The sequence below is a fragment of the Acidovorax sp. sif0632 genome (assembly GCF_019218805.1).
GTDB lineage: Bacteria > Pseudomonadota > Gammaproteobacteria > Burkholderiales > Burkholderiaceae_C > Acidovorax > Acidovorax facilis.
This window is the reverse complement of sequence record NZ_JAHUWW010000001.1, coordinates 842,047-866,603: the sequence shown is the minus strand read 5'-3', so window position 1 is coordinate 866,603 and position 24,557 is coordinate 842,047. Positions and strand designations below refer to the sequence as shown.

Below are 24,557 nucleotides of genomic sequence, written 5' to 3'. Positions count from 1 at the left end.
GGGCATGTGAACGGGGTGGGCACTTCACCCATTCAGGAGGCGCGGGCGAGCCCGGCGCCCCTCGTGCGGGCGCAGGCGGGGTAGCACGAACTCTATGGTGGGTGGACGCGCAAACACACCCCCACTGAAGCAGGGTTGACGGGTGCAATGGAGTCGCGCAGGGGCGTTCGGCGGGAGCTCAGGCCGCTGAGGACTCGGTCACGATCGGAGACAGGCGGCCGTCGCGCTGGCGGCCCCGTCCCTCAATGCCCCACGTAGCGCCCTGGCCGGTGGCTGATCCACAAGAACCCGCTCATCACCAGCACGGCCAGCACCGAATACGCCACACGCTCGACCGGCACCACGAACAGCGCCAGCAGCACCACCGAACCGTCGATCATCATCTGCACCTTGCCCGCCCGCATGCCATAGCGGCTTTGCAGGTACAGCGACACCACCGTGGCACCGCCCAGGCTGGAGCGGTGGCGCGCCAGAAACAAGCAGCCCGTGCCCAGCAGCAGCCCGCCCAGCAGCGAGGCGAACAGCGGGTTCAGGTAGTCCACATGCATCACGTGCGGAAACAGCTCGGTCAGGAGCGACAGCAGGCCCACGCAGACAAAGGTCTTGATGGTGAACTCGTGGCCCATGCGCGTCCAGGCAAACCAGTAGAACGGCAGGTTGACCACAAAAAACAGCTTGCCGAACGAAATGCCCGTGACGTAGTGCAGCAAAAACGCCACGCCCGCGGTGCCGCCCACCAGCAGGCCCGCCTGGTTGAAAAGCATGAGCGCCATGGCCACAAACAAGGTGCCCGCGAACAGGGCCTGCGCGTCTTCGAACAGGCCGTGGCGCAGCGATGGCGGGGGGGGCATTTCGGGCGTCGGCATGGCAGGAGGGTGAAGGGTGTCGGGCATGGGAGCAGGTGGGAATGCAGTGCATCCATAACTAGCAAGCAACGCGCCAGTGCGCAGGGGCGGCTTTCCCTTGCCAGCCTTGGCAGATTTCAAGCATTTTTTGGCATCTAGCGCTTATACAGCAAGCGCCAAAAGCTATCAAATTATGAGCAAATCCAGTACAACACCGACATGGAGCTGAAGCTACCCAAGTTGCGGAGGCTCTGTTTGTGGCCCTGTTGCGGCCCTGTTGTGGCGCTATTGCAGCGCCGGTGTGACGCCATCGGGTGGTTGGGACCGCCATCGGTTGCACTTCAAGAAGCGCTCACTACACTGGTTGCCTCCATGCCGTTTTCGCCCGCCTTTCGCCCCCGCCTGATCGACGCCCTGCGCGGCTACACCAAGAGCCGCTGGCTGGCCGACGTGGGTGCGGGGGTCACGGTGGGCATTGTGGCGCTGCCGCTGGCCATGGCGTTTGCGATTGCCAGTGGCCTCAAGCCCGAGGCGGGGCTGTGGACTGCCATCATTGCGGGCTTCCTCATCTCTGCCCTTGGGGGCGCCAACACGCAGATTGGTGGGCCGGCGGGCGCGTTCATCGTGATCGTCTACGGCATTGTGGAGCGCTATGGCGTGGCCAATCTGCTGATCTCTACCGCCTGCGCGGGCGTGATTCTGGTGCTGCTGGGGTTGTTTCGCTTGGGCACGCTGGTGCGGTTTGTGCCGGTCAGCATCGTGATCGGCTTTACCAACGGCATTGCGGTGCTGATTGCGCTGTCACAGGTGAAAGACTGGCTGGGCTTGTCGATTGACCGCATGCCGGGCAACTTCTTCTCGCAGGTGAGCACGCTGGCGCAGCACATCGGCACCTTCAACCCCTATGCGTTCGGGCTGGGGCTGGCGTGTGTGGCGCTGCTGTTCCTCTGGCCACGGCTGTTCCTCAAGGGCTCGCCGGTGATCCGGCTCATGGAGGGGCACACGGTGCGCCGGTTTGCCCGCGTGCCCGCACCCGTGGTGGCGCTGGTGGTGCTGAGCCTGCTGGCCTGGGGGCTCAGGTTTCCGGTGGAGACCATCGGCTCGCGCTTTGGTGGCATTCCGCAGGCGCTGCCGGTGTTTGCGCTGCCCGATTTTTCGTGGGAGACGGTGCGGCTGCTGGTCACCCCCACACTCACCATCGCGTTGCTGGGTGCCATCGAGTCGCTGCTGTGCGCCCGCGTGGCCGACCAGCTGGCCACCGACCCGCACCACAAAAAACACGACCCCAACCAGGAGCTGATGGCCCAGGGCGCGGCCAACATGATCGTGCCGTTTTTTGGCGGCATGCCGGCCACCGGCACCATTGCGCGCACGGTGACCAACATCCGCGCGGGCGCCACCTCGCCGGTGGCGGGCATGGTGCATGCACTCACGCTGCTGGCGATTGTGCTGGTGGCTGCGCCGCTGGCGCTGCACATTCCGCTGGCGGTGCTGGCGGGCATCTTGCTGTTTGTGGCCTGGAACATGGGCGAGTGGCACGAGTTTGTGCGGCTCAAGCATTTCAGCAACCACTACCGGCTGCTGATGCTGGGCACGTTTTTCCTCACGGTGGTGTTCGACCTCACGGTGGCGGTGGAGGTGGGCCTGTTCATGGCCTGCGCGCTGTTTGTGCGGCGCATGAGCGGGTTGTTTCGCGCGGTACGCGAGCCCGATCCCACTCCTCCACCACCGGGCGCTGCGCCGGGCCAGCGCACTGTGACCCGCTGGCGCCTGCACGGCGCGCTGTTTTTTGGCGCAGCCGCCAAGATCGACCCCATCGTGCAGGCGGTGGAAACCGGCCCGCCCGGCATGGATGTGGTGCTGGACGCCTGCGAGCTGGTGGCGCTGGACACGACCGGGCTGGATGCGCTGGAGCAGATCCTGAAAGCCGTGGCAGCGCGCGGTGGGCGCATGTCGGTGGTGAACCTGCACGAGCAGCCACGCTCGCTGATCGAGCGATCGGGCTTTGCCGACCGGCTGGCCGCCCAGGGAGGCGCCAGCGTGGATGTGTAGTTGTCGGCAGGGCGCGGGGCAACGGTTTACTTGCCGCCCTTGAACTCAGGCGCGTCCAGGTCGGCCCCCGTCTGCGTGCGCAGCACCACGAGGTCAGGCCCATGGACCACCGTGAACACCTGGGCCTGGTTGGGCGCCTCCAGATAGCGCCAGTCCACCCACGTCTCTTTCTTCAGCTCGTAGGGCGTGGCCTTTGCGGGTTTGCCCAGCAGGCGGCGCACCTCATCCATGCGCATGCCAGGCACGACGCGCGCAAAGGTTTCGGGCGTGAGCACCTGGCGCAGCGCGATCATGCGGCCATCGGGGCCGATGGTGATCATGTAGTTGACCTGACCTGCGGGCTGGCGGTTGTATTCGAAGGTGCGGGCACCGCCCGGTTCTTCCCACACGTTCTCGGGGGCGCCAAAGCGGTCGCGCACGTCGGCTTCGGTCGATACGCCCTCTTTCAGCTCGCTGATGCGCTGGGGGTCGCAGGCGGTAAGAGCGATCAGGGAAAAAGCGGCAGCTGCCAGGGCAGCGGCGCGATATATCAAGCGCATAAATTCGTCCCGGTAAAATCTTGGACCTTTGGTGCGTCACTGTGCCTGATGCGTTCCAAGAAAGAGATTCACAGTCCATGTCTATTTTCCGCCGCCCCGATTACCAATCCGACGCCACCCAGTTCATCAACCAGCTCAAGGCCAGCCGCCCCGAACTGGAAAGCCAGCAGCTGGCAGGCCGTGCCCTGCTGTGGGACAAGAAGGTGGACCGCAGCATCTGGACCGAATACCGCGAAGGCCAGGTCGAGCAAAAGCCGTACGTCTACCAGACCAACGCAGATTAAGCATAAAAATGGCCTCTAGCGCTTATCCAACAAGCGCTAGTAGCTCATTTTTTAATAGCAAACCATGACCACAGCGAACGAAGCCGACGTGGCCGATTCGCCGGATCTGTCCGCGCTGGACGCGGCGGGCATGCCCGTGGTGGTCGACCAGGTGGCGCTGGCACGCCTGTACGGCGAGCCGCTGTTTGCGCTGCCGCAAGACCTGTACATCCCGCCCGATGCGCTCGAAGTCTTCCTGGAAGCCTTCGAAGGCCCGCTCGATTTGCTGCTGTACCTGATCCGCAAGCAGAACTTCAACATCCTCGACATCCCCATGGTGGGGGTTACCAAGCAGTACCTGGCGTATGTGGACGAGATCCGCAGCCGCAACCTGGAGCTGGCAGCCGAGTACCTGCTGATGGCGGCGATGCTCATCGAGATCAAGTCGCGCATGCTGCTGCCGCCCAAGAAGCAGGAAGGCGGCGAGGAGCCCGAAGACCCCCGCGCCGAGCTGGTGCGCCGCCTGCTCGAATACGAGCAAATGAAGATGGCGGCCATGCGCCTGTCGCACATGCCGCAGTACGGCCGCGACTTCCTGAAGGCCCAGGTCTACATCGAACAAAGCCTGCAGCCGCGCTTTCCGGACGTGCACGTGGTGGAGCTGCAGGACGCCTGGCGCGACATCCTCAAACGCGCCAAGCTTGTGCAGCACCACAAGATCACGCGCGAGGAGCTGAGCGTGCGCGAATACATGAGCATGGTGCTCAAGACGCTGCAGGGCCGCCGCTTTGTGGAGTTTGAAGAACTCTTTGAGCCTGAAAAAGGCAGCACCGTGCTGGTGGTGACCTTCATTGCGCTGCTGGAGCTGGCCAAAGAGACGCTGATCGAGATCACGCAGGCCGAGGCTTTTGCCCCCATTTACGTGCGCCTCGCCTACACGCCGGTCTAGGCTGGCTCCCCTGTTCACCGCCCTGGCCGGTGGCCGTGGCGTTACCCCTTTCTTCACCCGCAAGCCATGGCACCCCACGACTTCGACGTTCTCATCGTAGGCAGCGGCCTCGCTGGCCTCTCGGCTGCCTTGCACCTGGCGCCCACGTACCGCGTGGCCGTGATCACCAAGCGCACGCTGCAGGATGGATCGAGCGGCTGGGCCCAGGGCGGCATTGCCGCCGTGCTGGCTGACGACGACAGCTTTGCAGCGCACATCGAAGACACGCTGGTGGCCGGTGCGGGCCTGTGCGACCTGGCCACCACACGCTTTGTGGTGGAGAACGCGCCCGCATCGATTGCCTGGCTGCGCGAGCTGGGTGTGCCCTTCACGCTCGAAGGCGACCAGCTGCACCTGACGCGCGAAGGCGGCCACAGCGCGCGCCGCATTGCCCATGTGACCGACGCCACCGGCGCGGCCGTGCAGCGCACACTGATCGACGTGGTGCGCAGCACGCCCGGCATCACGCTGTTTGAGCAGCACACGCTGGTGGACCTGATCACCACGCGCAAGCTGGGCCTGCCTGGCAACCGCTGCCTGGGGCTGTATGCGCTCGACAGCGACACCGACGAGGTCGTCACCTTCCGCGCGCCGCAAACCATCCTGGCCACAGGCGGCGCGGGCAAGGTGTACCTGTACACCACCAACCCCGACACCGCCACGGGCGACGGCATTGCCGCCGCCTGGCGCGCGGGCTGCCGCGTGGCGAACATGGAGTTCATCCAGTTCCACCCCACAGGCCTGTACCACCCGCACGAAAAGTCCTTCCTCATCAGCGAGGCCGTGCGCGGCGAGGGCGGGCAACTCAAGCTGCCCCCCTCGGCCGGCGGCACCCGCTTCATGCTCGACCACGACCCGCGCGCCGAACTGGCCCCGCGCGACGTGGTGGCCCGCGCCATCGACTTCGAGATGAAGAAACACGGCCTGGACTGCGTACACCTGGACATCTCGCACCAGAGCCCCGCGTTTCTGCAAGAGCACTTCCCCAACATCCTCGCGCACTGCGCGTCGCTGGGCATCGACATCACCAAGGAGCCCATCCCCGTGGTGCCCACGGCCCACTTCACCTGCGGCGGCGTGCTGACCGACCTGGCGGGCCGCACCGACCTGCCCGGTCTGTACGCCGTGGGCGAGGTGGCCTGCACCGGCCTGCATGGCGCCAACCGCCTGGCCAGCAACTCGCTGCTCGAATGCATGGTGTTCGCCCGCGCCGCCGCGCAGGCCATCGCAGCAGCCCCGACCACAGAACTGCCCACCGTTCCCGCCTGGGACGACAGCCGCGTGACCGATGCGGATGAATCCGTCGTCATCTCCCACAACTGGGACGAGCTGCGCCGCTTCATGTGGGACTATGTGGGCATCGTGCGCACCAACAAGCGCCTGGAGCGCGCCGCGCACCGCATTGCGATGCTGCAGGGCGAGATCCAGGAGTTCTACGCGCACTTCCACGTGACGCGCGACCTGCTGGAGCTGCGCAACCTGGTGCAGGTGGCCGACCTCATCGTGAAAAGCGCCCAGCTGCGCCGCGAAAGCCGGGGCCTGCATTTCAGCCGCGACTACCCCGAGGTGGCAGCGCCTGCCGCCCCCACCATCCTTGTTCCGCCGGTGCCGCGATGACCTACAGCGTCAAAGAAATTTTCTACACCCTGCAAGGCGAAGGCGGCCAGGCGGGCACACCCGCCGTGTTCTGCCGCTTTGCAGGCTGCAACCTCTGGACGGGCCGCGAGCAGGACCGCGCGCAGGCCATCTGCCAGTTCTGCGACACCGACTTTGTGGGCACCGACGGCACGCTGGGCGGCAAGTTCGAAACGGCCACGGCGCTGGCAGAGCTGATCGCCGCCCAATGGCCTGCAGGCGCGGGCCACCGCCTGGTGGTGCTGACGGGTGGCGAGCCGCTGCTGCAGGTCGATGCGGCGCTGATCGAAGCGCTGCATGCCCAGCAGTTCCGCATCGCCGTCGAAAGCAACGGCACGGTTGCCGCCCCCCAAGGCATCGACTGGCTGTGCATCAGCCCCAAGGCGGGTGCCCCGTGGGTGCAGCGCAGCGGGCAGGAACTGAAGCTCGTGTGGCCCCAGCCGGGCTTTGACCTGCAGGCGCTGGAGCAGGACACGCAGTTCACCCACCGCTTTCTGCAGCCCATGGATGGCCTTCTGCAGCGACAGAACACTGCCGCTTGCATTGACGCCTGCCTGGCCCACCCCGCATGGCGATTGAGCCTGCAAACCCACAAGCTCACCGGCATCCGTTGAGCTGCTCTCTTCTTGGTTCCCGTATGTTGTTCACCATCTCCCAGCGCTTCTTCTTCGACGCTGCCCACACCCTGCGCCGCGAGATCGAGGCCGAAGGCAGCCGCCGCGTGCACGGCCATACCTACCACGCCGAGGTCTTTTTGAGCGGCCCACGCGACCCCGCCACCGGCATGGTGCTGGACCTGGGCCTGCTGCGCAGGGGCCTGGAGGTGGTGCGCGAGCAGCTGGACCACCACATGCTGGACGACGTGCCTGGCCTGGGCACGCCGACGCTGGAGAACCTGTGCGTTTTCATCGCCCAGGCGCTGCCCGCCGACCTGCGCGCCAGCGTGAGCCGCGTGCGCGTGTGGCGCGAAGCGCTGGGCGACAGCTGCGTGCTGGACTTTCCGCAGCCCTGACCGACCAAGGCCCTGCCACCGGCAGACCCTCCCCCATTCACAGACTTCACTGAAGGAAGCCGATGTTCCGCACCCTGCTCAAATCCAAGATCCACCGCGTGGCCGTGACCCAGTGCGAGCTGCACTACGAAGGCTCGTGCGCCATCGACGAAGACCTGCTGGACGCCGCCAACATCGCAGAGAACGAGCAGATCCACATCTGGAACATCAACAACGGCGAGCGCTTCGTCACCTATGCCATCAAGGGCCAGCGCGGCAGCGGCATGATCTCGGTGAACGGCTCGGCCGCACGCCGCGCAGCCGCAGGCGACCTCATCATCATTGCTGCCTTTGCGCAGGTGCATGAAGACCAGGTGGGCACGCACCAGCCTCAGTTGGTCTTCGTGGACGAGCACAACCGCCAGACCGAGCTGCGCCACGCCGTACCCACCCAGGGCGTCTGACCATGCAGCCCACGCACGACGGACTCGTGGCCCGCAGCCTCGCCAGCGTCTGGCACCCCTGCACCCAGATGAAGCGGCACGAAACCCAGCCGCCCGTGGCCATTGCGCGCGCCCAGGGCCCGTGGCTCTACGGCACCGATGGGAAGCGCTACCTGGACGGCATCAGCTCCTGGTGGGTCAACCTGTTCGGCCACAGCCACCCGCACATCCAGGCGTCGCTCGTGGACCAGCTGGGCCAGCTGGACCATGTGATGCTGGCAGGCTTCACGCACGCGCCGGTGGTGGAGCTGTCCGAACGGCTGGCCGCACTCACCGGACTGGGCCACGCGTTCTACGGCAGCGACGGCGCAGCCGCGACCGAGATCGCCCTGAAGATGAGCGCGCACTACTGGCGCAACACCGGCCGCCCCGCCAAGAGCCGTTTTGTGGGCTTGGCCGGCGGCTACCACGGCGAGACCGTGGGCGCACTCGCTGTGACCGACATTGCGATCTTCCGCGAGGCCTATGCACCGCTGGTGCGTTTGGCCGATACCGTGCCCAGCCCCGATGCGCGCAATGCAGCCCCTGGCGAAACCGCGCAGGACATGGCCCGGCGCGCCGCCGCCGCGCTGGAAGCATGGCTGCAGGAGCACCACACCACCACCGCTGCATTCATTGTTGAACCGCTGGTGCAATGTGCCGCGGGCATGGCCATGCATGACCCCGAGTACCTGCGCCTGGCGCGCGCGCTGTGCAGTCGCTATGAGGTGCACCTTGTGGTGGACGAGATCGCCGTGGGCTTTGGCCGCACGGGCACCATGTTCGCGCACCAGCAGGCGGGCATCCGGCCGGATTTCATTTGTCTGTCCAAGGGCCTGACGGGCGGCACGCTGCCGCTCTCGGCCGTGCTGACCACGGATGTGGTGTACGCCGCGTTCTACGACGACGATGTGGCGCGCGGCTTTCTGCATTCGCACTCGTACACCGGCAACCCCCTGGCCTGCCGCGCGGCGCTGGCCACGCTGGAGTTGTTTGAACAGCTGGATGCGCTGAATGCCAACAAGGCACTGGTGCAACGCATCGATGCGGCGTGCGCACCCTTGGCACAGCATCCACGTGTGCGCCATGCGCGCCGCCTCGGAATGATCTGGGCCTGGGATGTGGACACCACGCTGCCCGACTTTTCCCGCCGCTACCACCAGCACGCCATGGCGCGGGGGCTGGTGCTGCGTCCCATCGGCAAGACGCTGTATGCCATGCCGCCCTACGTGCTCGACGACGAAGCCGTGCAATGCCTGGCCAGCGGCGCGCTCGCTGCGCTGAACGCCACGCTGCAAGAGGAGAATTGATGATTGGTTGTTTTGTCACCGGCACCGACACCGGCGTCGGCAAGACGCTGGTGTCCACCGGCCTGTTGCACGCCCTGGCGCCGCACCACCGCCGTGTGGTCGGCATGAAGCCCGTGGCGGCCGGTGTGGTGCCCTGGGGCGAGGACTGGGCCAGCGAGGACGCGATCGCGCTGCGCTCGGCCTCCACCCTGGCCGTCGCACCCGAGCTGGACAACCCCGTGCTGCTGCTCGACCCGTTGTCGCCCCACATTGCGGCCGAACGTGCCGGGGTGCAGATTGATATCGCGGCCATCGTGCGCAGCTACCAGGCGCTGGCCGCCCAGGCGGATGCCGTGGTGGTGGAGGGCGCGGGCGGTTTTCATGTGCCACTGACCGACACCCAGACCGGTGCCGACCTGGCCCAGGCCCTGGCCCTGCCCGTGGTGCTGGTGGTGGGTTTACGGCTGGGCTGCCTCAGCCATGCTCTGCTGACGGCCGAGGCCATCCGTGCGCGTGGCCTCGTGCTGGTGGGTTGGGTGGCCAACCGTGTGGACCCCGAGATGGAGGCGGCTGACGAGAACATCGCCTACCTGCGTGCGCGCCTGGGCGTGCCGCTGCTGGCCGAGGTGCCGTACCAGGACCTTCCCGATGCGCGCAGCCTGGTGTTTGAACTGCCCGGGGAATGGCTATGACGCAGGAATCCCACCCCACCTCCTGGCTCGACGAGATCCCGGGGCGCCTGGCCGACATCGAGCGCGCCCACCTGCTGCGCCGCCGCCGCGTGGTGCAACCCGCGGGCGGTGCCCACCTGCTGGTGGACGGCCAGCCCATGCTGGCCTTTTGCAGCAACGACTACCTGGGCCTGGCCGGCCACCCTGCGCTGGCCGAGGCCGCTCGCGACGCCACGCACACTTTTGGCGTGGGCTCGGGCGGATCACCCCTGGTCAGCGGCCACAGCGCCGCCAACGATGCGCTGGAGCGCGACCTGGCCGCCTTTGTGCAGCTACCCCGTGCGCTGTACTTCTACGCGGGCTACGCCACCAACGCCGGCATCATCCCCGCGCTGGTGGGCGATGGCGATGCGCTGTTCTCCGACGCGCTCAACCACGCCTGCCTGATCGATGGCGCGCGGCTGTCGCGCGCCACCATCCACCGCTACGCCCACGCCGACCTGGCCGCGCTGGAGACTGCTCTGGCCGCCAGCCCTGCACGGCGCAAGCTAGTGGTCAGCGACGCAGTGTTCAGCATGGATGGCGACCTGATCGACATCCCCGCCCTGCTGGCGCTGTGCGAGCGCTACGACGCGCTGCTGCTGCTGGACGACGCCCATGGTTTTGGCGTGCTCGGCCCCCAAGGGCGCGGTAGCCTGGCGCAAGCGGGCCTGACGGGCACCACCGCCTCGCGCCGCGTGCTCTACATGGCCACGCTGGGCAAGGCAGCGGGCGTGGCGGGCGCCTTTGTGGCGGGTGATGCTGCACTCATTGAATGGCTGCTGCAAAAGACCCGCACCTACATCTTTGCCACGGCCGCACCACCCCTGCTGGCAAGCGCATTGCGCAAAAGCCTGGAGCTGATCGCGACTGCGGACGACCTGCGAGAGGGGCTTTGCAAGCGCATTGCGCAACTGCGCGAAGGCCTGGCCGCGCTGCCCCCGGAACTGGGCTGGCACCTGCTGCCATCCCGCACGGCGGTGCAGGCGCTCGTCATCGGCAGCAACGAAGCGGCCCTGGCCGCGATGGAAAGCCTGCGCCAGCGGGGCCTGTGGGTGCCCGCCATCCGCCCGCCCACGGTGCCCGTGGGTACGGCCCGGTTGCGCATTGCGCTATCGGCCGCACACACGGCGGCGGATGTGGAGGCGTTGCTGGCAGCGCTGGCGGCACATGCCGCCGACTGTGTGGTTGCTCTTCACCAAAAAACCGAAGACACCAGCGTGGCGCCTGCGGCCGCTACAGCCTGACTATGGCCTGAACATCGACCTGCGACTCAGCCGCCCCCTGGAACCAGCGGACCGGCTGGTCACAGTCAGGTACTTTCTTTCACGATGCGGCCATTGAGCGGCTGCACTGGGCGCGCGTTGGCGTTATAGAGCTGGCGGAACGCCTTGATCTGCTGGGCACCCAGTTTCACGGGTTCCTTGAGCACCATCCACTGCACGCCTTCGGAACAGGGCGGCGTGGTCAACGACCCTGCAAAGCTGTAGTAACCCTTCTTGGCGGGCAACAGGGTGCTGGCGTCCAGCGTGAGCCCGTCCACCGTCACCTGCTCACCCACACGCGGCAGGTGCACAAAGATGGGGGCCCAGGCCGCATTCGTCTTGCCCGGCTGGATCAGCACCGCCACCACGCCCAGTCCTCCGTCCGCAGCCTTGTGCACAAAGTGGGCCACCATGGCCGCGTGCTTGCCGCCAATGGCCTCTTCGCTGGGGGTGTGGAAGTGGAACTGCAGCAGCTCCATCGCCTTGCCGTCCACCACCAGCTTGCTGCCCGCAGGCATGTTCACCTGCACCGTGTGCCCGTTGTTGACCAGCGTGGGGGCACCTGCCGTGTACTGGAAATCCAGCGCAGGCAGCGCCTCTTTCACGGTATTGCGAATGTCGATGGGGCTTTGCGCCGCACCACGTGCACAGGCCTCAAAACCAGGCTCCAGCGCGCCCCAGTGGGCGGCGCCGTGTTTGCCCTTGTATTCCCAGTGCGGGTGGGCGCCCTCGGCGCTGGCCCAGGTGGCGGCGCACAGCAGGAGGGCAAACAATGTGGTTTTTTGGATCAAGAAGGGGGGTGTCATGGCTCTTAAGGAACAACAAGTTGATGAAAAACAAGCTGCTGCAAGCAGCCGCGTGATAGTCAGCAGCCTTGCTTAACGGCGGCTTAAACTGCTGGGTGCCACTGACGGCCCAAGGGTTGCTGGCTTTAGAACCTGTTCAGAATCTTTTCGGGGATCGCATTGGAGTGCCATCGTGACGGACGTGGATGCTTCGGAGGCGCCGCATGGGCTCGTGCCCATGCAAGCAGCTGAGGCGTCCAATCGCCCGATTTCACTCCAACCCTTCGGGCAAGTCCCTTGCCGGGCGGTCTGCGGCGTTGCGGCGCTTGTGCGACCCTGAAAAGATCTTGAACAGGTTCTTAGAACCTGTCTACCATGGCTTTGAAGTGAATTCACTCGACCGAACCGGACCCACTCCATGCCCCACCTGACCATTGAATACTCGGCCAACCTGCCCCACTACCCAGAGGCCGAAACGCTGACGGCCCTGAATGCCACCCTGTGCGCCCACCCCCAGGTGCAGGACGAGGCGGACCTGAAGACCCGCTTCATCGTGGCCGACAGCTTCGAGATCGGCATCGCGCCCGCCAACCGCGCTTTTGTGCATGCCCAACTGCGCCTGCTCGCGGGCCGCACGCCCGAGGCCAAGAAGGAGCTGTCCGACCGCATCGCCGCCGTGCTGCGCGAACGCACGCCCAAGCCCCAGGGCGTGATGGTGCAGCTGAGCGTGGAGATCGTCGATATGGACCGGGGCTCGTACGCCAAGGAGCGGCTCTGAACCAGCAGCGGCAATTTTTGAATAAATTTAGCCCTATCGCTTATCCATAGTCATTGATAGCTATTATTTTTATAGCAAAACTCTGTGCCCCTAAAGCCCGGCGGGTGCCCTGATGCATCAGCCTGGGTCTTCTGCCACCAACTCCGCAGCCAACCAGCCGCGCAGGCTATTGATGAACGCCCAGCCCTGCACGCGGGGCAGGTCCTGCAGCTGCACCACGGCTTCTGCCACACGCCCCTCGCGCAGCGCCACCGCGCGGCCCACGCCAGGCAGCAGGCCACAGGCCAGCGGCGGCGTGACCCAGCGGCCATCGAGCAGCAGGGCGATATTGCCGAAGGTACTTTCGGTGATCTCACCCGCCTCGTTCCACAACACCGTGTCGAACATCCCGGCTGCCGTGGGCGCAAAGGCCGCGTAGTGCGCGCGGCGCGTGGTCTTGTGGCGCACGAATTCGCCATGGGCCTCCGGTAGCGGGCTGCGCGCCAGCTGCAGGCGCACGGGCTCGGGCGTGGGGGCCAGTGCAAAGGCCTCGGCCCGGGGCTCGCCAGTGGCATTGAGCAGCAAACGCACACGCCAAGGGCCCGTGCCGTGCCCTGAGGCCAGCATCCTCAGGCACTGCCCAACCTTCTCCCCATCGAAGGGGTAGCCAAAATGCACCGCCGCTGCCTGCAGGCGCGCCAGGTGTTCGGGCAGATGCCGCCACTGGCCGTCCACCAGCGCCAGGGTTTCGAGCAGGTCAAAAGGCTGGCTCGCACGCTCCACGAAGGCGCGCTTGTGGCGCCACTCGTTCCATTCGGCGTCCGCTTGCGCGCCCGAGGTGATGCCACTGCCAATGCCGCAGGTGGCCTGGGTGTGGCCGCCGTCGGTGCGCAGCACCACGGTGCGAATGGGTACGTTGAAGGTGGCCGCCACGCGGTGCTGCCCATCCGCCCCGGCGGCACCCAGAGGCCGCACCACGCCCACGGCGCCGCAGTACACGCCGCGCGGTGCGGGCTCCACCGCATGGATCATCTGCATGGCGCGCACCTTGGGCGCACCGGTGATGGAGCCGCAGGGAAACAGCGCAGCAAACACGTCGGTCAGCGTGGTACCGGGCCGCGTGCGGGCCGTCACGTCCGACGTCATCTGCCACACGGTGGGCAGGGCTTCGGTGGCAAACAGCGCGGGCACACGCACGCTGTGCGGCAGCGCGATGCGGGATATGTCGTTGCGCAGCAGGTCCACGATCATCACGTTCTCAGCCCGCTCCTTGGGCGACGAGCGCAGGTGCTCAGCGTTGGCAACATCCTGCGCAGGCGTGGCGCCACGTGGCGCGGTGCCTTTCATGGGGCGCGCCAGGATGGCTCCACCCGCCGGGTCACCATGGGCTCCGCTTTCCCAGTCAAAGAACAATTCGGGCGACACCGAAAGCACCTGTTCGTTGCCGGTGTCGATGAACGCGGCATAGCCGCCGGGCTGTGAGCGCTGCAAGGCCTGGAACAAGGCCTGCGCGCTGCCCTGCAGCAACTGGCCCGACAGCGGCGCGGTGTAGTTGACCTGGTACAGCTCGCCATCGCCGATGGCCTGGTGAATGCGGTTCAGGGCTGCATCGAACTCCGCGCGCGAGGGGCCCGAGGTCCACTCCACATGGGCCCCATCGGCCGAATCTGCAGCGGCTTCCCCGGGCCACGGCAGCGCTTCGTCATGGACGGCAAACCAGGCCAGCGGCCCCTGGGCGGCATGCACCTGCAAGGCTGCATCGAAGGCCGGAGCCGCCTCGTAGCGCACGTAGCCCACGCACCATGCGCCTGCCTGCGCGGCAGCAAACACGGCATCGAGAACGGGGCGCACCTCGGCCAGGTCACGGGCCGACAGCACGGCGCGGGGCGCGCGGAAGGCATGGCGAAGGCGGGGCGCTGACGGGGCCAGCGCGGCACTGAAGTCGATGCAGGAATTCATGGAAATGGCGGGCGCGGCGGCAGCACCTTGAAGGAAACGAGCGCCCTGCGGCAAGCAGGGGCAGCCGCCTATCGTAAACGCCGCAGGGCACGAACTCTGCGGAGGGTGGGCAGCGCGTTCCTGTTGCAAGTGCAAGCAAAAAATCCATCAAATGCGAATAATTCTTGTTTATAATTTTTGCCATACGGTGCATTGACATGCACCCCAAGCAGCCAGCCGTCGCCAGCCAGCCTCCTGCCCCCTCAAGGAACCACTGTGCTGCCACCGACCGTGCCAGGCTCTCTGCCTTCTTCTTCGATGGACGCCGCTCGCGCGGCCCCCCTTCACCCCCTCGCGGCCGCCACACGCCTGGCGCTCGCCAGTCTGGTCACGGCCGGCATCATGGCCCCGGCAGGCGCTCAGACCGCATCTCCGGACGCCGCCGACCGCCCCCGTACCCTGCCCGAGGTCCAGGTCACAGCAGACGGCGATGCAGGGCTGCCCGCCACCATCGGCAACGGGCACACAGCGCGCGGTGGCCGGCTGGGGCTGCTGGGCAACACCGACACCCTGAACGCACCGCTCAGCGCCACCAGCTACACGTCGCAGATGGTGCAGGACCAACAGGCCGTCACCATTGCCGACATCGTGAAGAACGATTCGTCGGTCCGGCTCTCGGGCCACTCCGGCGACCAGCTGGACTCTTTCTTCATCCGAGGCTTCCCGGTGGGCGACCAGAACTCGGGCGAAATCGCCTTTGACGGCGTCTATGGCATCGCCCCCAACTACCGCGTGCTGGCCGACTACGCGGAGCGCATCGAGCTGGTCAAAGGGCCCGCAGCGCTGCTGTTTGGCATGTCCCCGGCCAGCAGCGTGGGCGGCACCATCAACATCGTGCCCAAGCGTGCCACCAGCGCCCCGCTCACACGCATCTCCGCCGACGCAGGACCCTCCGCACAGGGCGGTGGCCAGATCGACCTGAGCCGCCGGTTTGGCCCCGAACGCCAGTGGGGCGTGCGCATCAACGGCAGCCACCACCAGGGCGACACGCTGCTGGACAACCAATCGCGCAAGGCGGACGTGGGAGCGATCGCGCTCGACTACCAGGGCGAACGGCTGCGCGCCACCGTGGACGCCATCGCGCAAAAGGAAAGTGTCGATGCGCCACAGCGCCGGCCGTTTCTGGCCGCAGGGGCTACGGCCGTACCGGCCGCACCCGATGGCCGGCGCAACGTGAGCCAGCCCTGGGAATGGTTTGAAACCACCGACCGCTCCCTGCTGCTGCGCCTGGAATACGACCTGAACGACCAGACCACCGCGTTCGCCAACGCAGGCGGCGGACGCACACGGGTAGACCGGCTCTTTGGCAACCCCACCCTGCTCAATGTGCAGGGCGACACCAGCACGTTGCCGCAACGCTTTCAGTTCGAGGTTGACCGGAGCACGGCGGACGCCGGGCTGCGCACCAAGTTCGCCACCGGCAGCGTCCGCCACACGGTCACGCTGCAGGCCAGCACCTACCACGACCGCCTGGGTCGTGGTTCCGTCAACGGCACCACCGTGTTGTCCAACATCTACGCGCCGGTGAACAGCCCGGCGCAGAATGTGGCCGCCCCGGCCCAGGTCGCACGGGTGGCCGACACAGAGCTGTCCAGCATCGCGCTGGCCGACACCCTGTCGATGCTGGACGACCGGGTGCAGGTGCTGCTGGGCGTGCGCCGCCAGCGTGTGGAATCCGACAACTTCAACACCACCACGGGCGCCGTCGCCTCGTCGTACGACCAGAGCGCAGTGACGCCGCTGGCGGGCCTGGTGGTCAAGCCCTGGCAGAACGTATCGCTCTACGCCAACTACATCGAAGGCCTGAGCAAGGGCGACATCGCTCCGGCCACGGCCTCCAACGCAGGCGAGGTGTTTGCGCCCTACAAGGCCAAACAAAAGGAAATCGGCGCCAAGTTCGAATGGGACCGGATGATCAGCTCGCTGAGCCTGTTCGAGATCACCAAGCCCAGCGGCCAGCAGACCAACGGCCTGTTTGCAGTGGATGCCAAGCAGCGCAATCGGGGTGTGGAACTGAACGCCTCCGGCCGTGTGGTGCCAGGCGTCTCCGTCACCGGCGGCGTGACGCTGCTGCAAGGTGTGCTGAGCCAGACCAACAGCGCGGCCACGCAGGGCAAGAAAGCCATCGGCGTCCCCTCGGTGCAGGCCAACCTGGGGCTGGAGTGGGATCTGCCCTGGGTGCCGGGCCTGGCACTGAGCGGGGGTATCACCCACACCGGAAAGCAGTATGTGGACCGCGCGAACACGCTGGGCATTCCATCGTGGACCACCGCAGACCTGGGAGCCCGCTACCGCACACAGATCGCCGGCAAGCCCACGACGTTCCGTGCCAACCTGCGCAACGTGGCAGACCGCGCTTACTGGGCCAGCGTATCGCAGTACGGCAGCCTGGTGCAGGGTGCGCCACGTTCCTTGGTGGTGTCGGCCACCGTTGATTTCTGAGGCACGGCTATGCGATCGCAACAGTACGATGGCGAGGCTCAGGCCACTGAACCAGCCTGATGCACCCCACGCCAGCCGCATCCGGCGCCCTGCCCCGCCTGGTTCACGCGCTGTTCGTGATCCAGCTCATTTCCATGGGCGCCATGGAAATGAGCGGGCCCTTCTGGCCGGTGCACCTGCAGTCCCTGGGCGCATCGCCCGGCGTGCTGGCGTTTGCGGGCATTGCCGTGTATGTGGGTCCCATGCTGGGCGTGGCGCTCACCAGCACGTTCTGGGGCAAGGTGGGGGACCGCTTCGGGCACAAGCCCATGATGGTCCGGGCGCTTCTGGGGCTGGCCATCACACAGCTGGCCCTGGCCTTTACGCAGGATGTCTGGACAATCCTGGCACTGCGCTTTCTGCAAGGGGCGTGCGCAGGCTATCTGGCACCGGCGCAGGCCTACGGTGTGAGCGCCGTGGTGCCAGCGGTCCGGGGGCGCCTGTTTGCCTACCTGCAGGTGTCCACCAACGTGGGCTCGCTGGCAGGGGCGCTGGCGGGCGGGCTCATCCTGGACCACGCCACGTTCTTCTGGATCAACCTCATCGCAGCGCTGCTGTGCGCAGTGTGCGCTGCAGCCGTGGCCGTGCTGCTGCCGCCCCGTCCTGCCGCAGGCAGCGCCCAGGGCGTGAAGGCAGTGCCATCACTGCCACCCACGTCAGGCAACGCAGCGCCGCTGCAACCACCATCCTGGTTTGCATCCTCCGTGGCCGGGCTGCTGACCGTGCTGGGGATCCTGCTGGTGGCCCGCATGCTCACGCAAACCCCATTTGCGATGTATGTCCGCTCGGTGTTTGCCGTGGACAACTGGGTGGTGGGCCTGTGCTACGGGCTTCTTTCCATGGGGTTCATCGTGTCGGCCACGCTCTGGGCGCGCTACTTCGAGCGCTTGCAGGGCCCCGACGCCCTGGTCCGCATGGCCTGGGTGGCTGCCGCCTGCGCCTTGCTGATGGTGCTGGCGGGGGCTACTCACAGCGTGGCTTTTTTTATCGCACTGCACTTTGCCTGGGGCGTGCTGCTGGGCGCCACCACACCGGTGCTGATGGCCCAGATTTCGCATGCCACGAGCGGGCAACACCAGGGGCGCATTCTGGGCGTGGCGCAGAGCACCGCCCAGTTCTCGTCCATGGCCGGCATCGCACTGGGCGGGGGCCTGACCCAACTGCTGGGCCTGCACACCACCTACTTCCTCGTAGCGGGGGCCTATGCCTGCGCCCTCGCGGTCATCGTCGCCGTACTGCGCATGCGCGGCACCCGGCAAGGCGCAGCCGGCCTTGCCGGGCCATGACCTCCACGGCGCATCACATCTTTTTCCTCCCCACCCCTTCATTCACAAAGAGTCTTTGACATGGCAATGGGTCACCGCTGGCGCATCGCGCTTCTTATCCTTGTGCTGGCAGGCATCGCCGCCGCCGGCATTTTTCTGGTTTCTCCGGCCGCAGCCCCCGAAGGCGCTGCATCCCCCCCGCCCTCCGGCAGCCACCACGTCACGGTGACCGACCTGCTGGGGCGCAATGTGCAGGTGCGGTTACCTGTGCAGCGCGTGATCCTGGGCGAAGGGCGGCAGTTGTACCTAGTGGCCGCACTCGATACGGACAACCCGATCCAGCGCATCGTGGGCTGGCGCAAGGATCTGATCCAGGCCGACCCTGACACCTATTCGGCGTACGCCAAGAAATTCCCGCGCATCGCCGACATTCCCACCTTTGGGGGCTTTGAAGACGGCACCTTCGACATCGAGCAGGCCATTGCGCAAAAGCCCGATGTGATCCTGCTGAACATCGAGGCCCAACGGGCCACCGATGACGCGCGCTACATCGAGAAACTGGCGGCGCTGGGAATTCCGGTGGTGTATGTGGACTTTCGCCATCGCCCCATGGAGAACACCGAGCCCACCATGCGCCTGATGGGCCGGCTGTTTGGCAAGGAAGCGCGCGCCGAAGAGTTCATCGCCTACCGCACGGCGCAAATCCGGCGCGTGGCAGACACCATCGCCGCCGAGCAGCCCCCGCGCCCCAAGGTGTTCATCGAACGCATCGGTGGCTACACCGAAGACTGCTGCCTGAGCTTTGGCAACGAGAACTTCGGCAAATTCGTGGAAGTGGCGGGGGGCACGAACGTTGCCAAGGGCGTGATTCCCGGCACCTTCGGCCAGCTCAACCCTGAGCAGGTAATCGCCTCCAACCCCGACCAGGTCGTGGTCACCAGCGCCAACTGGGAGGCCTACGTACCCTCCGGCCACTGGATTGGAGTGGGCCCTGGTGCCGACCTGGCAGAGGCCCGGCGCAAGCTCGAAACCTATACCCGCCGCCCCGCCTACACCGGCACCCGGGCTGCGCAAGACCGCGCGTTCCACGCCATCTGGCACCAGTTCTACAACAGCCCGTACGAGTTTGTGGCCATCCAGCAGTTGGCCAAGTGGTTCCACCCGGACTTGTTCGCGGACCTGGAGCCGGACGCCACCTACCGTGAGATGCACGAACGCTTTCTGCCCGTGCCCTATGAACCCGGCTACTTCGTGAGCCTGGACGGCGCAACACCCGCAGCCTCCGCAGCGCCCTCCACCACCAAGGCTGCCCCATGACGACCACGGCGATGGCACCCCCTGCAAGCCAGGGCGCTGGCTACCGTGCCCTGGTACGCCGCAAGCGCTGGCTGCTGCTGGGGTTTTTCGTGCTGACGACCTTGAGCCTGCTGCTCGACCTGGCACTCGGGCCGGTGGGCTACAGCGTGAGGGACGTGGCGCAGGCTGTGCTGTGGCCCGACAGCGTGCCCGTGCAACTGCGCGTGGTGGTGTGGGACATCCGCCTGCCCACCGCGCTCATGGCGCTGGCTGTGGGTGCTGCGCTGTCGGTGGCGGGCGCACAGATGCAGACCACGCTCAACAACCCGCTGGCCAGTCCGTTTACGTTGGGTATTTCGGCGGCGGCCAGCTTTGGCGCCGCGCTCGGGCTGGCCTTCGGCGTTGCCCTGTTCCCCACGGTGGCCGGGTATGTGGTGCCGCTGAATGCCTTTGTGATGGCGATGCTGTCGGCCGGGTTGATCCACCTGCTGAGCATGAAACGCGGCGTGACCACCGAGACCATCGTGCTGCTGGGCATTGCGCTGGTGTTCACTTTCAATGCACTGCTGGCGCTGGTGCAGTATTTCGCCACCGAGCAAGCCGTGGCGGCCGTGGTGTTCTGGACCATGGGCAGCCTGACCAAGGCCACCTGGCCGAAGCTGGGTGTGACCTGCCTGGTTCTCGTGGTCACGCTGCCCCTTTTTGCGCGCAACAGCTGGGCACTGACGGCCCTGCGCCTGGGCGATGACAAGGCCGCCAGCTTCGGCATCAACGTGGCGCGCCTGCGGCTGCAAACGCTGGTGCTGATCAGCCTTCTGGCAGCCTTCCCGGTGGCATTTGTCGGCACTATCGGCTTTGTGGGCCTGGTGGGCCCGCACATTGCACGCATGCTGATCGGCGAGGACCAGCGGTTCTTCCTGCCTGCGTCGGTCATGACCGGCGCATTGCTGCTGTCGATCAGCTCGGTGGTCAGCAAAACGCTGATCCCTGGGGCCATCTTTCCCATCGGCGTCGTGACCTCGCTCATAGGAGTGCCCTTCTTCATCTCGCTCATCCTGGGCCGCAGGGAGCGCTCATGGTGACGCTCCAGCTGCAAGGGGTGGGCGCGCACTATGGCAGCCGCACGGTGCTTGCGAACGTCAACACCCCCGTCTTCCACGCGGGGCAGGTGATAGCAGTGATCGGGCCCAACGCGGCCGGAAAGTCCACCCTGTTCAAGCGCGTGGCCGGCATGCTCAAGGGGCCTGGCCAGATCGTGCTACAGGGCACCCGCAAGGGGTCCGAGGGCATCTGCTACATGCCGCAGGACATCAGCGCCACCGCGCGGCTCACGGTGGTTGAATCCATACTGCTGGCCGCCAAACAGCAGCACCAGGGCTGGGCGGTGAGCGATGCCGAACTGGCGCAGGTGGACGCCATCACCGTGTCACTGGGCATCGCAGACCTTGCCTTTCGCAATCTGGGGGAACTCAGTGGCGGCCAGCGGCAACTGGTGTCCATCGCCCAGACGCTGGCGCGCGACCCCGAGATCCTGCTCATGGACGAGCCCACCAGCGCGCTCGACCTGCACCGCCAGATCCAGGTGCTGGACTTCATGCGCTCGCTGGCACAGGAGCGGGGACTGATCGTGCTCATCGCGCTCCACGATATCAACCAGGCCCTGCGCTACTGCGACCATGCCCTGGTGATCGCCAACGGACAAGCGCAGCACAGCGGACCTTGCGAGCAGGTGATTACTGCAGCCATGCTCCGCGATGTCTATCGCATCCGGGCCCGCATTGAAAGCTGCTCGGCGGGCACGCGGCACGTCATTGTGGACGGCGTGGCGTAGTCCGCGCCCGTCGGGTGCGCCACGATTCAATACCTGCGTGATGCCTCAGGCGGCCCCGATGCCAGGGACCAGGCCCGCCGTGGGCTGCCCGTTCCTCAGCGCGGCCGTGAAGGCCAGCATGCGGTCAATCGGCTGGCGCGCGCGCGGGATCAGCGCCGGGTCCACCTGGATGGCATTGGCACCGGTCTCCAGCACGCGGGCCACATCGGCCAGGCCGTTCATCGCCATCCAGGGGCAGTGCGCGCAGCTCTTGCAGGTGGCGCTGTTGCCGGCGGTGGGGGCCTCAATGAACACCTTGCCGGGGTTCAGCGTGCGCAGCTTGTGCATCATGCCGTTGTCGGTGGCCACGATGAACTCGGTGGCTTCCATCTCGCGCGCGGCCTTGAGGATGGCGCTGGTGGAGCCCACCGCATCGGCCAAGGCGATCACGTCCGCAGGGCTTTCGGGGTGGACCAGCACCTTGGCGTGGGGGTGTTCCTTTTTGAGCACCTCCAGCTCGAAGGCTTTGAACTCGTCGTGCACGATGCAGGCACCGTTCCAGAACACCATGTCGGCCCCGGTTTCGCGCTGGATGTAGGCGCCCAGGTGGCGATCGGGCGCCCACAGGATCTTTTGCCCTGCTGCCTTCAAGGCGCTGACGATGTCGAGTGCGCAACTGGATGTGACCAGCCAATCGGCCCGCGCCTTCACGGCCGCGCTGGTGTTGGCGTAGACCACCACGGTGCGGTCGCGGTGGGCGTCGCAAAACGCGCTGAATTCCTCCACAGGACAGCCCAGGTCGAGCGAGCAGGTCGCATCCAGGTCGGGCATGAGCACCGTCTTTTCGGGGCTCAAAATCTTGGCCGTCTCACCCATGAAGCGTACGCCGCTCACCACCAGGGTCTGCGCGGCATGGTCGCGGCCAAACCGCGCCATCTCCAGCGAGTCGCTCACCAGGCCGCCGGTTTCTTCGGCCAGGTCCTGCAGGTCGGGGTGCACGTAGTAGTGCGACACCATCACCGCATTTTTCTCTTTGAGCAGGCGGCGAATCTTGTCCTTGAGCGCGAGGCGTTCGGCCTGCGTGGGTTCGGGTGGCACGCGCGCCCAGGCGTGTTTGGTGGAGCAGACGGAGCCTTCCTCGGTATCGAGCGGCTGCTCGTACTCCACGTCGATGCGGTTCAGCACGGCAGTGGTGGTCATGACAGCTCCTGCAGGCGCATGGAAAAGTCCGTCGCCTTGACGTCTTTGGTCAGCGTGCCGATGGAGATGCGATCCACCCCCGTCTCGGCCAGTTCGCGCAAGCCTTCGAGCGTGACGCCACCCGATATTTCCAAAATTGCACGGCCCGCGTTGATGCGCACCGCCTCGCGCAGCGTGGGCAGCGGCATGTTGTCGAGCAGCACCATCTCGGCACCGGCATCGAGCGCCTCGGTCAGTTGCTCCAGGGTTTCCACTTCAATCTCGATGAACTTTGCTTGAGCTGCCACAGTCTGGGCGGCTTTGAGCACAGCCGTCACGCCACCGGCGGCGGCGATGTGGTTTTCCTTGATGAGCACTGCGTCGTGCAGACCGATGCGGTGATTGGTGCCGCCGCCCACGCGCACGGCGTACTTTTGCGCCAGGCGCAGGCCGGGGATGGTCTTGCGCGTGTCCACGATGTGGGCGCGGGTGCCCGCCACCACATCCACATAGGTGCGGGTTTTGGTGGCCACGGCCGACAGCAGTTGCAGAAAGTTGAGCGCAGTGCGCTCGGCCGACAGTAGTGCGCGGGCATTGCCTTCCAGCTCAAGCACCACCTGATCGGGCGCGCAGCGCTGGCCTTCGGCCACATGCCAGGTGATCTGCACCGTAGGATCGAGTGCGCGCAGCGCGGCTTCGGCCCAGGGGGCGCCGCAGATCACGGCGGATTCGCGCGCCAGGATGCGGGCACGGGCGCGGCGGGTGGGGTCGATCAGGCCGGCCGTGAGGTCGCCGGCGCCTACATCTTCGGCCAAAGCACGGGCCACGTCGGCCTGGGCCAGGGCCATCACATCGGTATCGCTCATGAGGGTGTTCGCGGGGTGTAACGCTGCTGTCATGGGCCGCGAGCATACCGGGAACGCAAAGGCCATGGTACCGACCTAGGCCGCATACCACTGGGCAGACAACCAATAAGTACACCCATTATTGGTCGCATAGACTCGCGGCAATTTTTGCCCATGGATGCCCCATGACTGCCACAAGCACCGCTTCCGCAACACCCTACGGCACCCTGCCGCCCGCATCTCCCCTGCCCCAGCGCCGCCCGGTCAGCCTGCCGCGCCTGGCGCAGATGCGCGCAGCGGGCGAGAAGATCACCATGCTCACCGCCTACGACGCCACGTTTGCGGCCGTGGCCGATGCGGCGGGGGTGGAATGCATTCTGGTGGGGGATTCGCTGGGCATGGTGTGCCAGGGCCTGCCCAGCACGGTGGGCGTGACGCTGGACACCATGGCCTACCACACGGCCAGCGTAGCGCGTGGCCTGCACCGGGTGCAGGGCACGGCTTGGCTCGTGGCCGACCTGCCCTATGGCACCTATGCCGAGAGCCGAGAGCAGGCGCTGCGCAGCGCCTGCGTGTTGATGCAGGCGGGAGCGCACATGGTCAAGCTCGAAGGCGGGGGCTGGACAGCGCCCACGGTGGAGTTTTTAGTGCGGCGCGGCGTGCCGGTGTGCGCCCACCTGGGCCTCACACCGCAGACGGTGCATGCCCTGGGCGGCTACCGTGTTCAGGGCAAGACCGACGATGACGCCCGCACCCTGCGCAAGGAGGCGCATGAGCTGCAAGACGCAGGCGCCACCATGCTGGTGCTGGAGATGGTGCCCGCCGCGCTGGCCGCCGAGCTGACGGCCGAGCTGCTGCACTGCCACACCATCGGCATCGGCGCGGGCAACGGCACGGCCGGCCAGGTGCTGGTGTTGCACGACATGCTGGGCATGAACCTCGGAAAGATGCCGAAATTCGTCCACAACTTCATGCAGGACGCAGGCAGCGTGCGCGGCGCCATGGAGGCCTATGTGCAGGCTGTGAAGCAGGGGCAGTTCCCGGATAACGCCTTGCACGCCTGGTGAGCCTTCACCGCATTT

The 24,557-nt window shown here is 66.4% G+C and carries 23 protein-coding genes; 17 read left to right on the top strand and 6 right to left on the bottom strand.

Annotated features, from left to right (window positions below; all coding sequences use genetic code 11):
- Positions 1–242: 242 nt before the first annotated feature.
- Positions 243–893 (bottom strand): YitT family protein, encoded by a 651-nt coding sequence (locus tag KW832_RS03935; protein WP_255577475.1) that lies wholly within the window; start codon positions 891–893, stop codon positions 243–245.
- A 324-nt stretch (positions 894–1,217) separates the two neighbouring features.
- Here KW832_RS03935 and KW832_RS03930 point away from each other — a divergent pair, with 324 nt between their 5' ends.
- Positions 1,218–2,897: a SulP family inorganic anion transporter gene (locus KW832_RS03930; RefSeq protein WP_218298623.1), complete on the top strand. Its 1,680-nt coding sequence runs from the start codon at positions 1,218–1,220 to the stop codon at positions 2,895–2,897.
- 26 nt (positions 2,898–2,923) lie between these two features.
- Here the strand turns inward: KW832_RS03930 and KW832_RS03925 are convergent, their stop codons facing one another.
- Entirely contained in the window at positions 2,924–3,436 is a 513-nt protein-coding gene (locus tag KW832_RS03925) for an outer membrane protein assembly factor BamE (protein ID WP_218298624.1), read from the bottom strand.
- Between the two features lie 77 nt (positions 3,437–3,513).
- Between KW832_RS03925 and KW832_RS03920 the strand changes: the two genes are divergently transcribed.
- From KW832_RS03920 to bioF, 9 genes are all read left to right on the top strand, one after another.
- Positions 3,514–3,720: a DUF3460 family protein gene (locus KW832_RS03920; RefSeq protein WP_055402867.1), complete on the top strand. Its 207-nt coding sequence runs from the start codon at positions 3,514–3,516 to the stop codon at positions 3,718–3,720.
- 64 nt (positions 3,721–3,784) lie between these two features.
- Positions 3,785–4,648 carry a ScpA family protein gene (locus KW832_RS03915; RefSeq protein WP_082437692.1) on the top strand — a complete coding sequence of 288 codons (864 nt, stop codon included), beginning with the start codon at positions 3,785–3,787 and terminating at the stop codon, positions 4,646–4,648.
- Between the two features lie 66 nt (positions 4,649–4,714).
- Positions 4,715–6,304 (top strand): L-aspartate oxidase, encoded by a 1,590-nt coding sequence (gene nadB, locus KW832_RS03910; protein WP_218298625.1) that lies wholly within the window; start codon positions 4,715–4,717, stop codon positions 6,302–6,304.
- The gene (gene queE / locus KW832_RS03905; RefSeq protein ID WP_218298626.1) at positions 6,301–6,936 is read left to right on the top strand and encodes a 7-carboxy-7-deazaguanine synthase; all 636 of its coding nucleotides are present in this window, start codon (positions 6,301–6,303) and stop codon (positions 6,934–6,936) included. Before nadB ends, queE begins: the two co-directional genes overlap by 4 nt.
- 23 nt (positions 6,937–6,959) lie before the next feature.
- Positions 6,960–7,334 (top strand): 6-carboxytetrahydropterin synthase, encoded by a 375-nt coding sequence (locus tag KW832_RS03900; protein WP_008903449.1) that lies wholly within the window; start codon positions 6,960–6,962, stop codon positions 7,332–7,334.
- Between the two features lie 62 nt (positions 7,335–7,396).
- Positions 7,397–7,777, top strand: coding sequence for an aspartate 1-decarboxylase (gene panD, locus KW832_RS03895; protein WP_008903448.1), 381 nt, complete (start codon positions 7,397–7,399; stop codon positions 7,775–7,777).
- 2 nt (positions 7,778–7,779) lie between these two features.
- Positions 7,780–9,105: an adenosylmethionine--8-amino-7-oxononanoate transaminase gene (gene bioA, locus KW832_RS03890; protein ID WP_218298627.1), complete on the top strand. Its 1,326-nt coding sequence runs from the start codon at positions 7,780–7,782 to the stop codon at positions 9,103–9,105.
- Positions 9,105–9,776: a dethiobiotin synthase gene (gene bioD / locus KW832_RS03885; RefSeq protein WP_121507339.1), complete on the top strand. Its 672-nt coding sequence runs from the start codon at positions 9,105–9,107 to the stop codon at positions 9,774–9,776. Before bioA ends, bioD begins: the two co-directional genes overlap by 1 nt.
- Entirely contained in the window at positions 9,773–11,041 is a 1,269-nt protein-coding gene (gene bioF, locus KW832_RS03880; protein WP_218298628.1) for an 8-amino-7-oxononanoate synthase, read from the top strand. Before bioD ends, bioF begins: the two co-directional genes overlap by 4 nt.
- 65 nt (positions 11,042–11,106) lie before the next feature.
- Here the strand turns inward: bioF and KW832_RS03875 are convergent, their stop codons facing one another.
- Entirely contained in the window at positions 11,107–11,865 is a 759-nt protein-coding gene (locus KW832_RS03875) for a carbonic anhydrase family protein (RefSeq protein WP_218298629.1), read from the bottom strand.
- 397 nt (positions 11,866–12,262) lie between these two features.
- Between KW832_RS03875 and KW832_RS03870 the strand changes: the two genes are divergently transcribed.
- Complete coding sequence (locus tag KW832_RS03870; protein ID WP_121507342.1) at positions 12,263–12,622, top strand: 5-carboxymethyl-2-hydroxymuconate Delta-isomerase; 360 nt, start codon at positions 12,263–12,265, stop codon at positions 12,620–12,622.
- Positions 12,623–12,739: 117 nt separating this feature from the next.
- On the opposite strand, the gene KW832_RS03865 is transcribed toward KW832_RS03870, so the two are convergent.
- A complete protein-coding gene (locus tag KW832_RS03865; RefSeq protein ID WP_218298630.1) occupies positions 12,740–14,560 on the bottom strand; it encodes a chorismate-binding protein in 1,821 nt (606 codons plus the stop codon).
- 255 nt (positions 14,561–14,815) lie between these two features.
- Here KW832_RS03865 and KW832_RS03860 point away from each other — a divergent pair, with 255 nt between their 5' ends.
- Genes KW832_RS03860 through KW832_RS03840 form a run of 5 tightly spaced genes read left to right on the top strand, consistent with a single transcriptional unit; the run spans position 14,816 to position 21,472 of the window.
- Complete coding sequence (locus tag KW832_RS03860; RefSeq protein WP_218298631.1) at positions 14,816–17,041, top strand: TonB-dependent receptor; 2,226 nt, start codon at positions 14,816–14,818, stop codon at positions 17,039–17,041.
- Between the two features lie 59 nt (positions 17,042–17,100).
- The gene (locus KW832_RS03855; protein ID WP_218298632.1) at positions 17,101–18,366 is read left to right on the top strand and encodes an MFS transporter; all 1,266 of its coding nucleotides are present in this window, start codon (positions 17,101–17,103) and stop codon (positions 18,364–18,366) included.
- A 60-nt stretch (positions 18,367–18,426) separates the two neighbouring features.
- Positions 18,427–19,662: an ABC transporter substrate-binding protein gene (locus KW832_RS03850; RefSeq protein ID WP_218298633.1), complete on the top strand. Its 1,236-nt coding sequence runs from the start codon at positions 18,427–18,429 to the stop codon at positions 19,660–19,662.
- Positions 19,659–20,723, top strand: coding sequence for an iron ABC transporter permease (locus tag KW832_RS03845; protein ID WP_218298634.1), 1,065 nt, complete (start codon positions 19,659–19,661; stop codon positions 20,721–20,723). The genes KW832_RS03850 and KW832_RS03845 overlap by 4 nt, the downstream gene beginning before the upstream one ends.
- Positions 20,717–21,472 (top strand): ABC transporter ATP-binding protein, encoded by a 756-nt coding sequence (locus tag KW832_RS03840; protein ID WP_218298635.1) that lies wholly within the window; start codon positions 20,717–20,719, stop codon positions 21,470–21,472. The genes KW832_RS03845 and KW832_RS03840 overlap by 7 nt, the downstream gene beginning before the upstream one ends.
- A 45-nt stretch (positions 21,473–21,517) precedes the next feature.
- On the opposite strand, the gene nadA is transcribed toward KW832_RS03840, so the two are convergent.
- On the bottom strand, positions 21,518–22,651 hold the full coding sequence (gene nadA, locus KW832_RS03835; RefSeq protein ID WP_218298636.1) for a quinolinate synthase NadA: 1,134 nt from the start codon (positions 22,649–22,651) through the stop codon (positions 21,518–21,520).
- Positions 22,648–23,496: a carboxylating nicotinate-nucleotide diphosphorylase gene (gene nadC / locus KW832_RS03830; protein ID WP_218298637.1), complete on the bottom strand. Its 849-nt coding sequence runs from the start codon at positions 23,494–23,496 to the stop codon at positions 22,648–22,650. Before nadC ends, nadA begins: the two co-directional genes overlap by 4 nt.
- Positions 23,497–23,660: 164 nt before the next feature.
- Here nadC and panB point away from each other — a divergent pair, with 164 nt between their 5' ends.
- Entirely contained in the window at positions 23,661–24,542 is an 882-nt protein-coding gene (gene panB, locus KW832_RS03825; RefSeq protein WP_218298638.1) for a 3-methyl-2-oxobutanoate hydroxymethyltransferase, read from the top strand.
- The last annotated feature ends 15 nt before the right edge of the window (positions 24,543–24,557 follow it).

Coding starts and splice junctions, on each gene's coding strand:
- KW832_RS03935 (WP_255577475.1), bottom strand. CDS start 893: ATGCCCGACACCCTTCACCCTCCTGCCATGCCGACGCCCGAAATGCCC.
- KW832_RS03930 (WP_218298623.1), top strand. CDS start 1,218: ATGCCGTTTTCGCCCGCCTTTCGCCCCCGCCTGATCGACGCCCTGCGC.
- KW832_RS03925 (WP_218298624.1), bottom strand. CDS start 3,436: ATGCGCTTGATATATCGCGCCGCTGCCCTGGCAGCTGCCGCTTTTTCC.
- KW832_RS03920 (WP_055402867.1), top strand. CDS start 3,514: ATGTCTATTTTCCGCCGCCCCGATTACCAATCCGACGCCACCCAGTTC.
- KW832_RS03915 (WP_082437692.1), top strand. CDS start 3,785: ATGACCACAGCGAACGAAGCCGACGTGGCCGATTCGCCGGATCTGTCC.
- nadB (WP_218298625.1), top strand. CDS start 4,715: ATGGCACCCCACGACTTCGACGTTCTCATCGTAGGCAGCGGCCTCGCT.
- queE (WP_218298626.1), top strand. CDS start 6,301: ATGACCTACAGCGTCAAAGAAATTTTCTACACCCTGCAAGGCGAAGGC.
- KW832_RS03900 (WP_008903449.1), top strand. CDS start 6,960: ATGTTGTTCACCATCTCCCAGCGCTTCTTCTTCGACGCTGCCCACACC.
- panD (WP_008903448.1), top strand. CDS start 7,397: ATGTTCCGCACCCTGCTCAAATCCAAGATCCACCGCGTGGCCGTGACC.
- bioA (WP_218298627.1), top strand. CDS start 7,780: ATGCAGCCCACGCACGACGGACTCGTGGCCCGCAGCCTCGCCAGCGTC.
- bioD (WP_121507339.1), top strand. CDS start 9,105: ATGATTGGTTGTTTTGTCACCGGCACCGACACCGGCGTCGGCAAGACG.
- bioF (WP_218298628.1), top strand. CDS start 9,773: ATGACGCAGGAATCCCACCCCACCTCCTGGCTCGACGAGATCCCGGGG.
- KW832_RS03875 (WP_218298629.1), bottom strand. CDS start 11,865: ATGACACCCCCCTTCTTGATCCAAAAAACCACATTGTTTGCCCTCCTG.
- KW832_RS03870 (WP_121507342.1), top strand. CDS start 12,263: ATGCCCCACCTGACCATTGAATACTCGGCCAACCTGCCCCACTACCCA.
- KW832_RS03865 (WP_218298630.1), bottom strand. CDS start 14,560: ATGAATTCCTGCATCGACTTCAGTGCCGCGCTGGCCCCGTCAGCGCCC.
- KW832_RS03855 (WP_218298632.1), top strand. CDS start 17,101: ATGCACCCCACGCCAGCCGCATCCGGCGCCCTGCCCCGCCTGGTTCAC.
- KW832_RS03850 (WP_218298633.1), top strand. CDS start 18,427: ATGGCAATGGGTCACCGCTGGCGCATCGCGCTTCTTATCCTTGTGCTG.
- KW832_RS03845 (WP_218298634.1), top strand. CDS start 19,659: ATGACGACCACGGCGATGGCACCCCCTGCAAGCCAGGGCGCTGGCTAC.
- KW832_RS03840 (WP_218298635.1), top strand. CDS start 20,717: ATGGTGACGCTCCAGCTGCAAGGGGTGGGCGCGCACTATGGCAGCCGC.
- nadA (WP_218298636.1), bottom strand. CDS start 22,651: ATGACCACCACTGCCGTGCTGAACCGCATCGACGTGGAGTACGAGCAG.
- nadC (WP_218298637.1), bottom strand. CDS start 23,496: ATGAGCGATACCGATGTGATGGCCCTGGCCCAGGCCGACGTGGCCCGT.
- panB (WP_218298638.1), top strand. CDS start 23,661: ATGACTGCCACAAGCACCGCTTCCGCAACACCCTACGGCACCCTGCCG.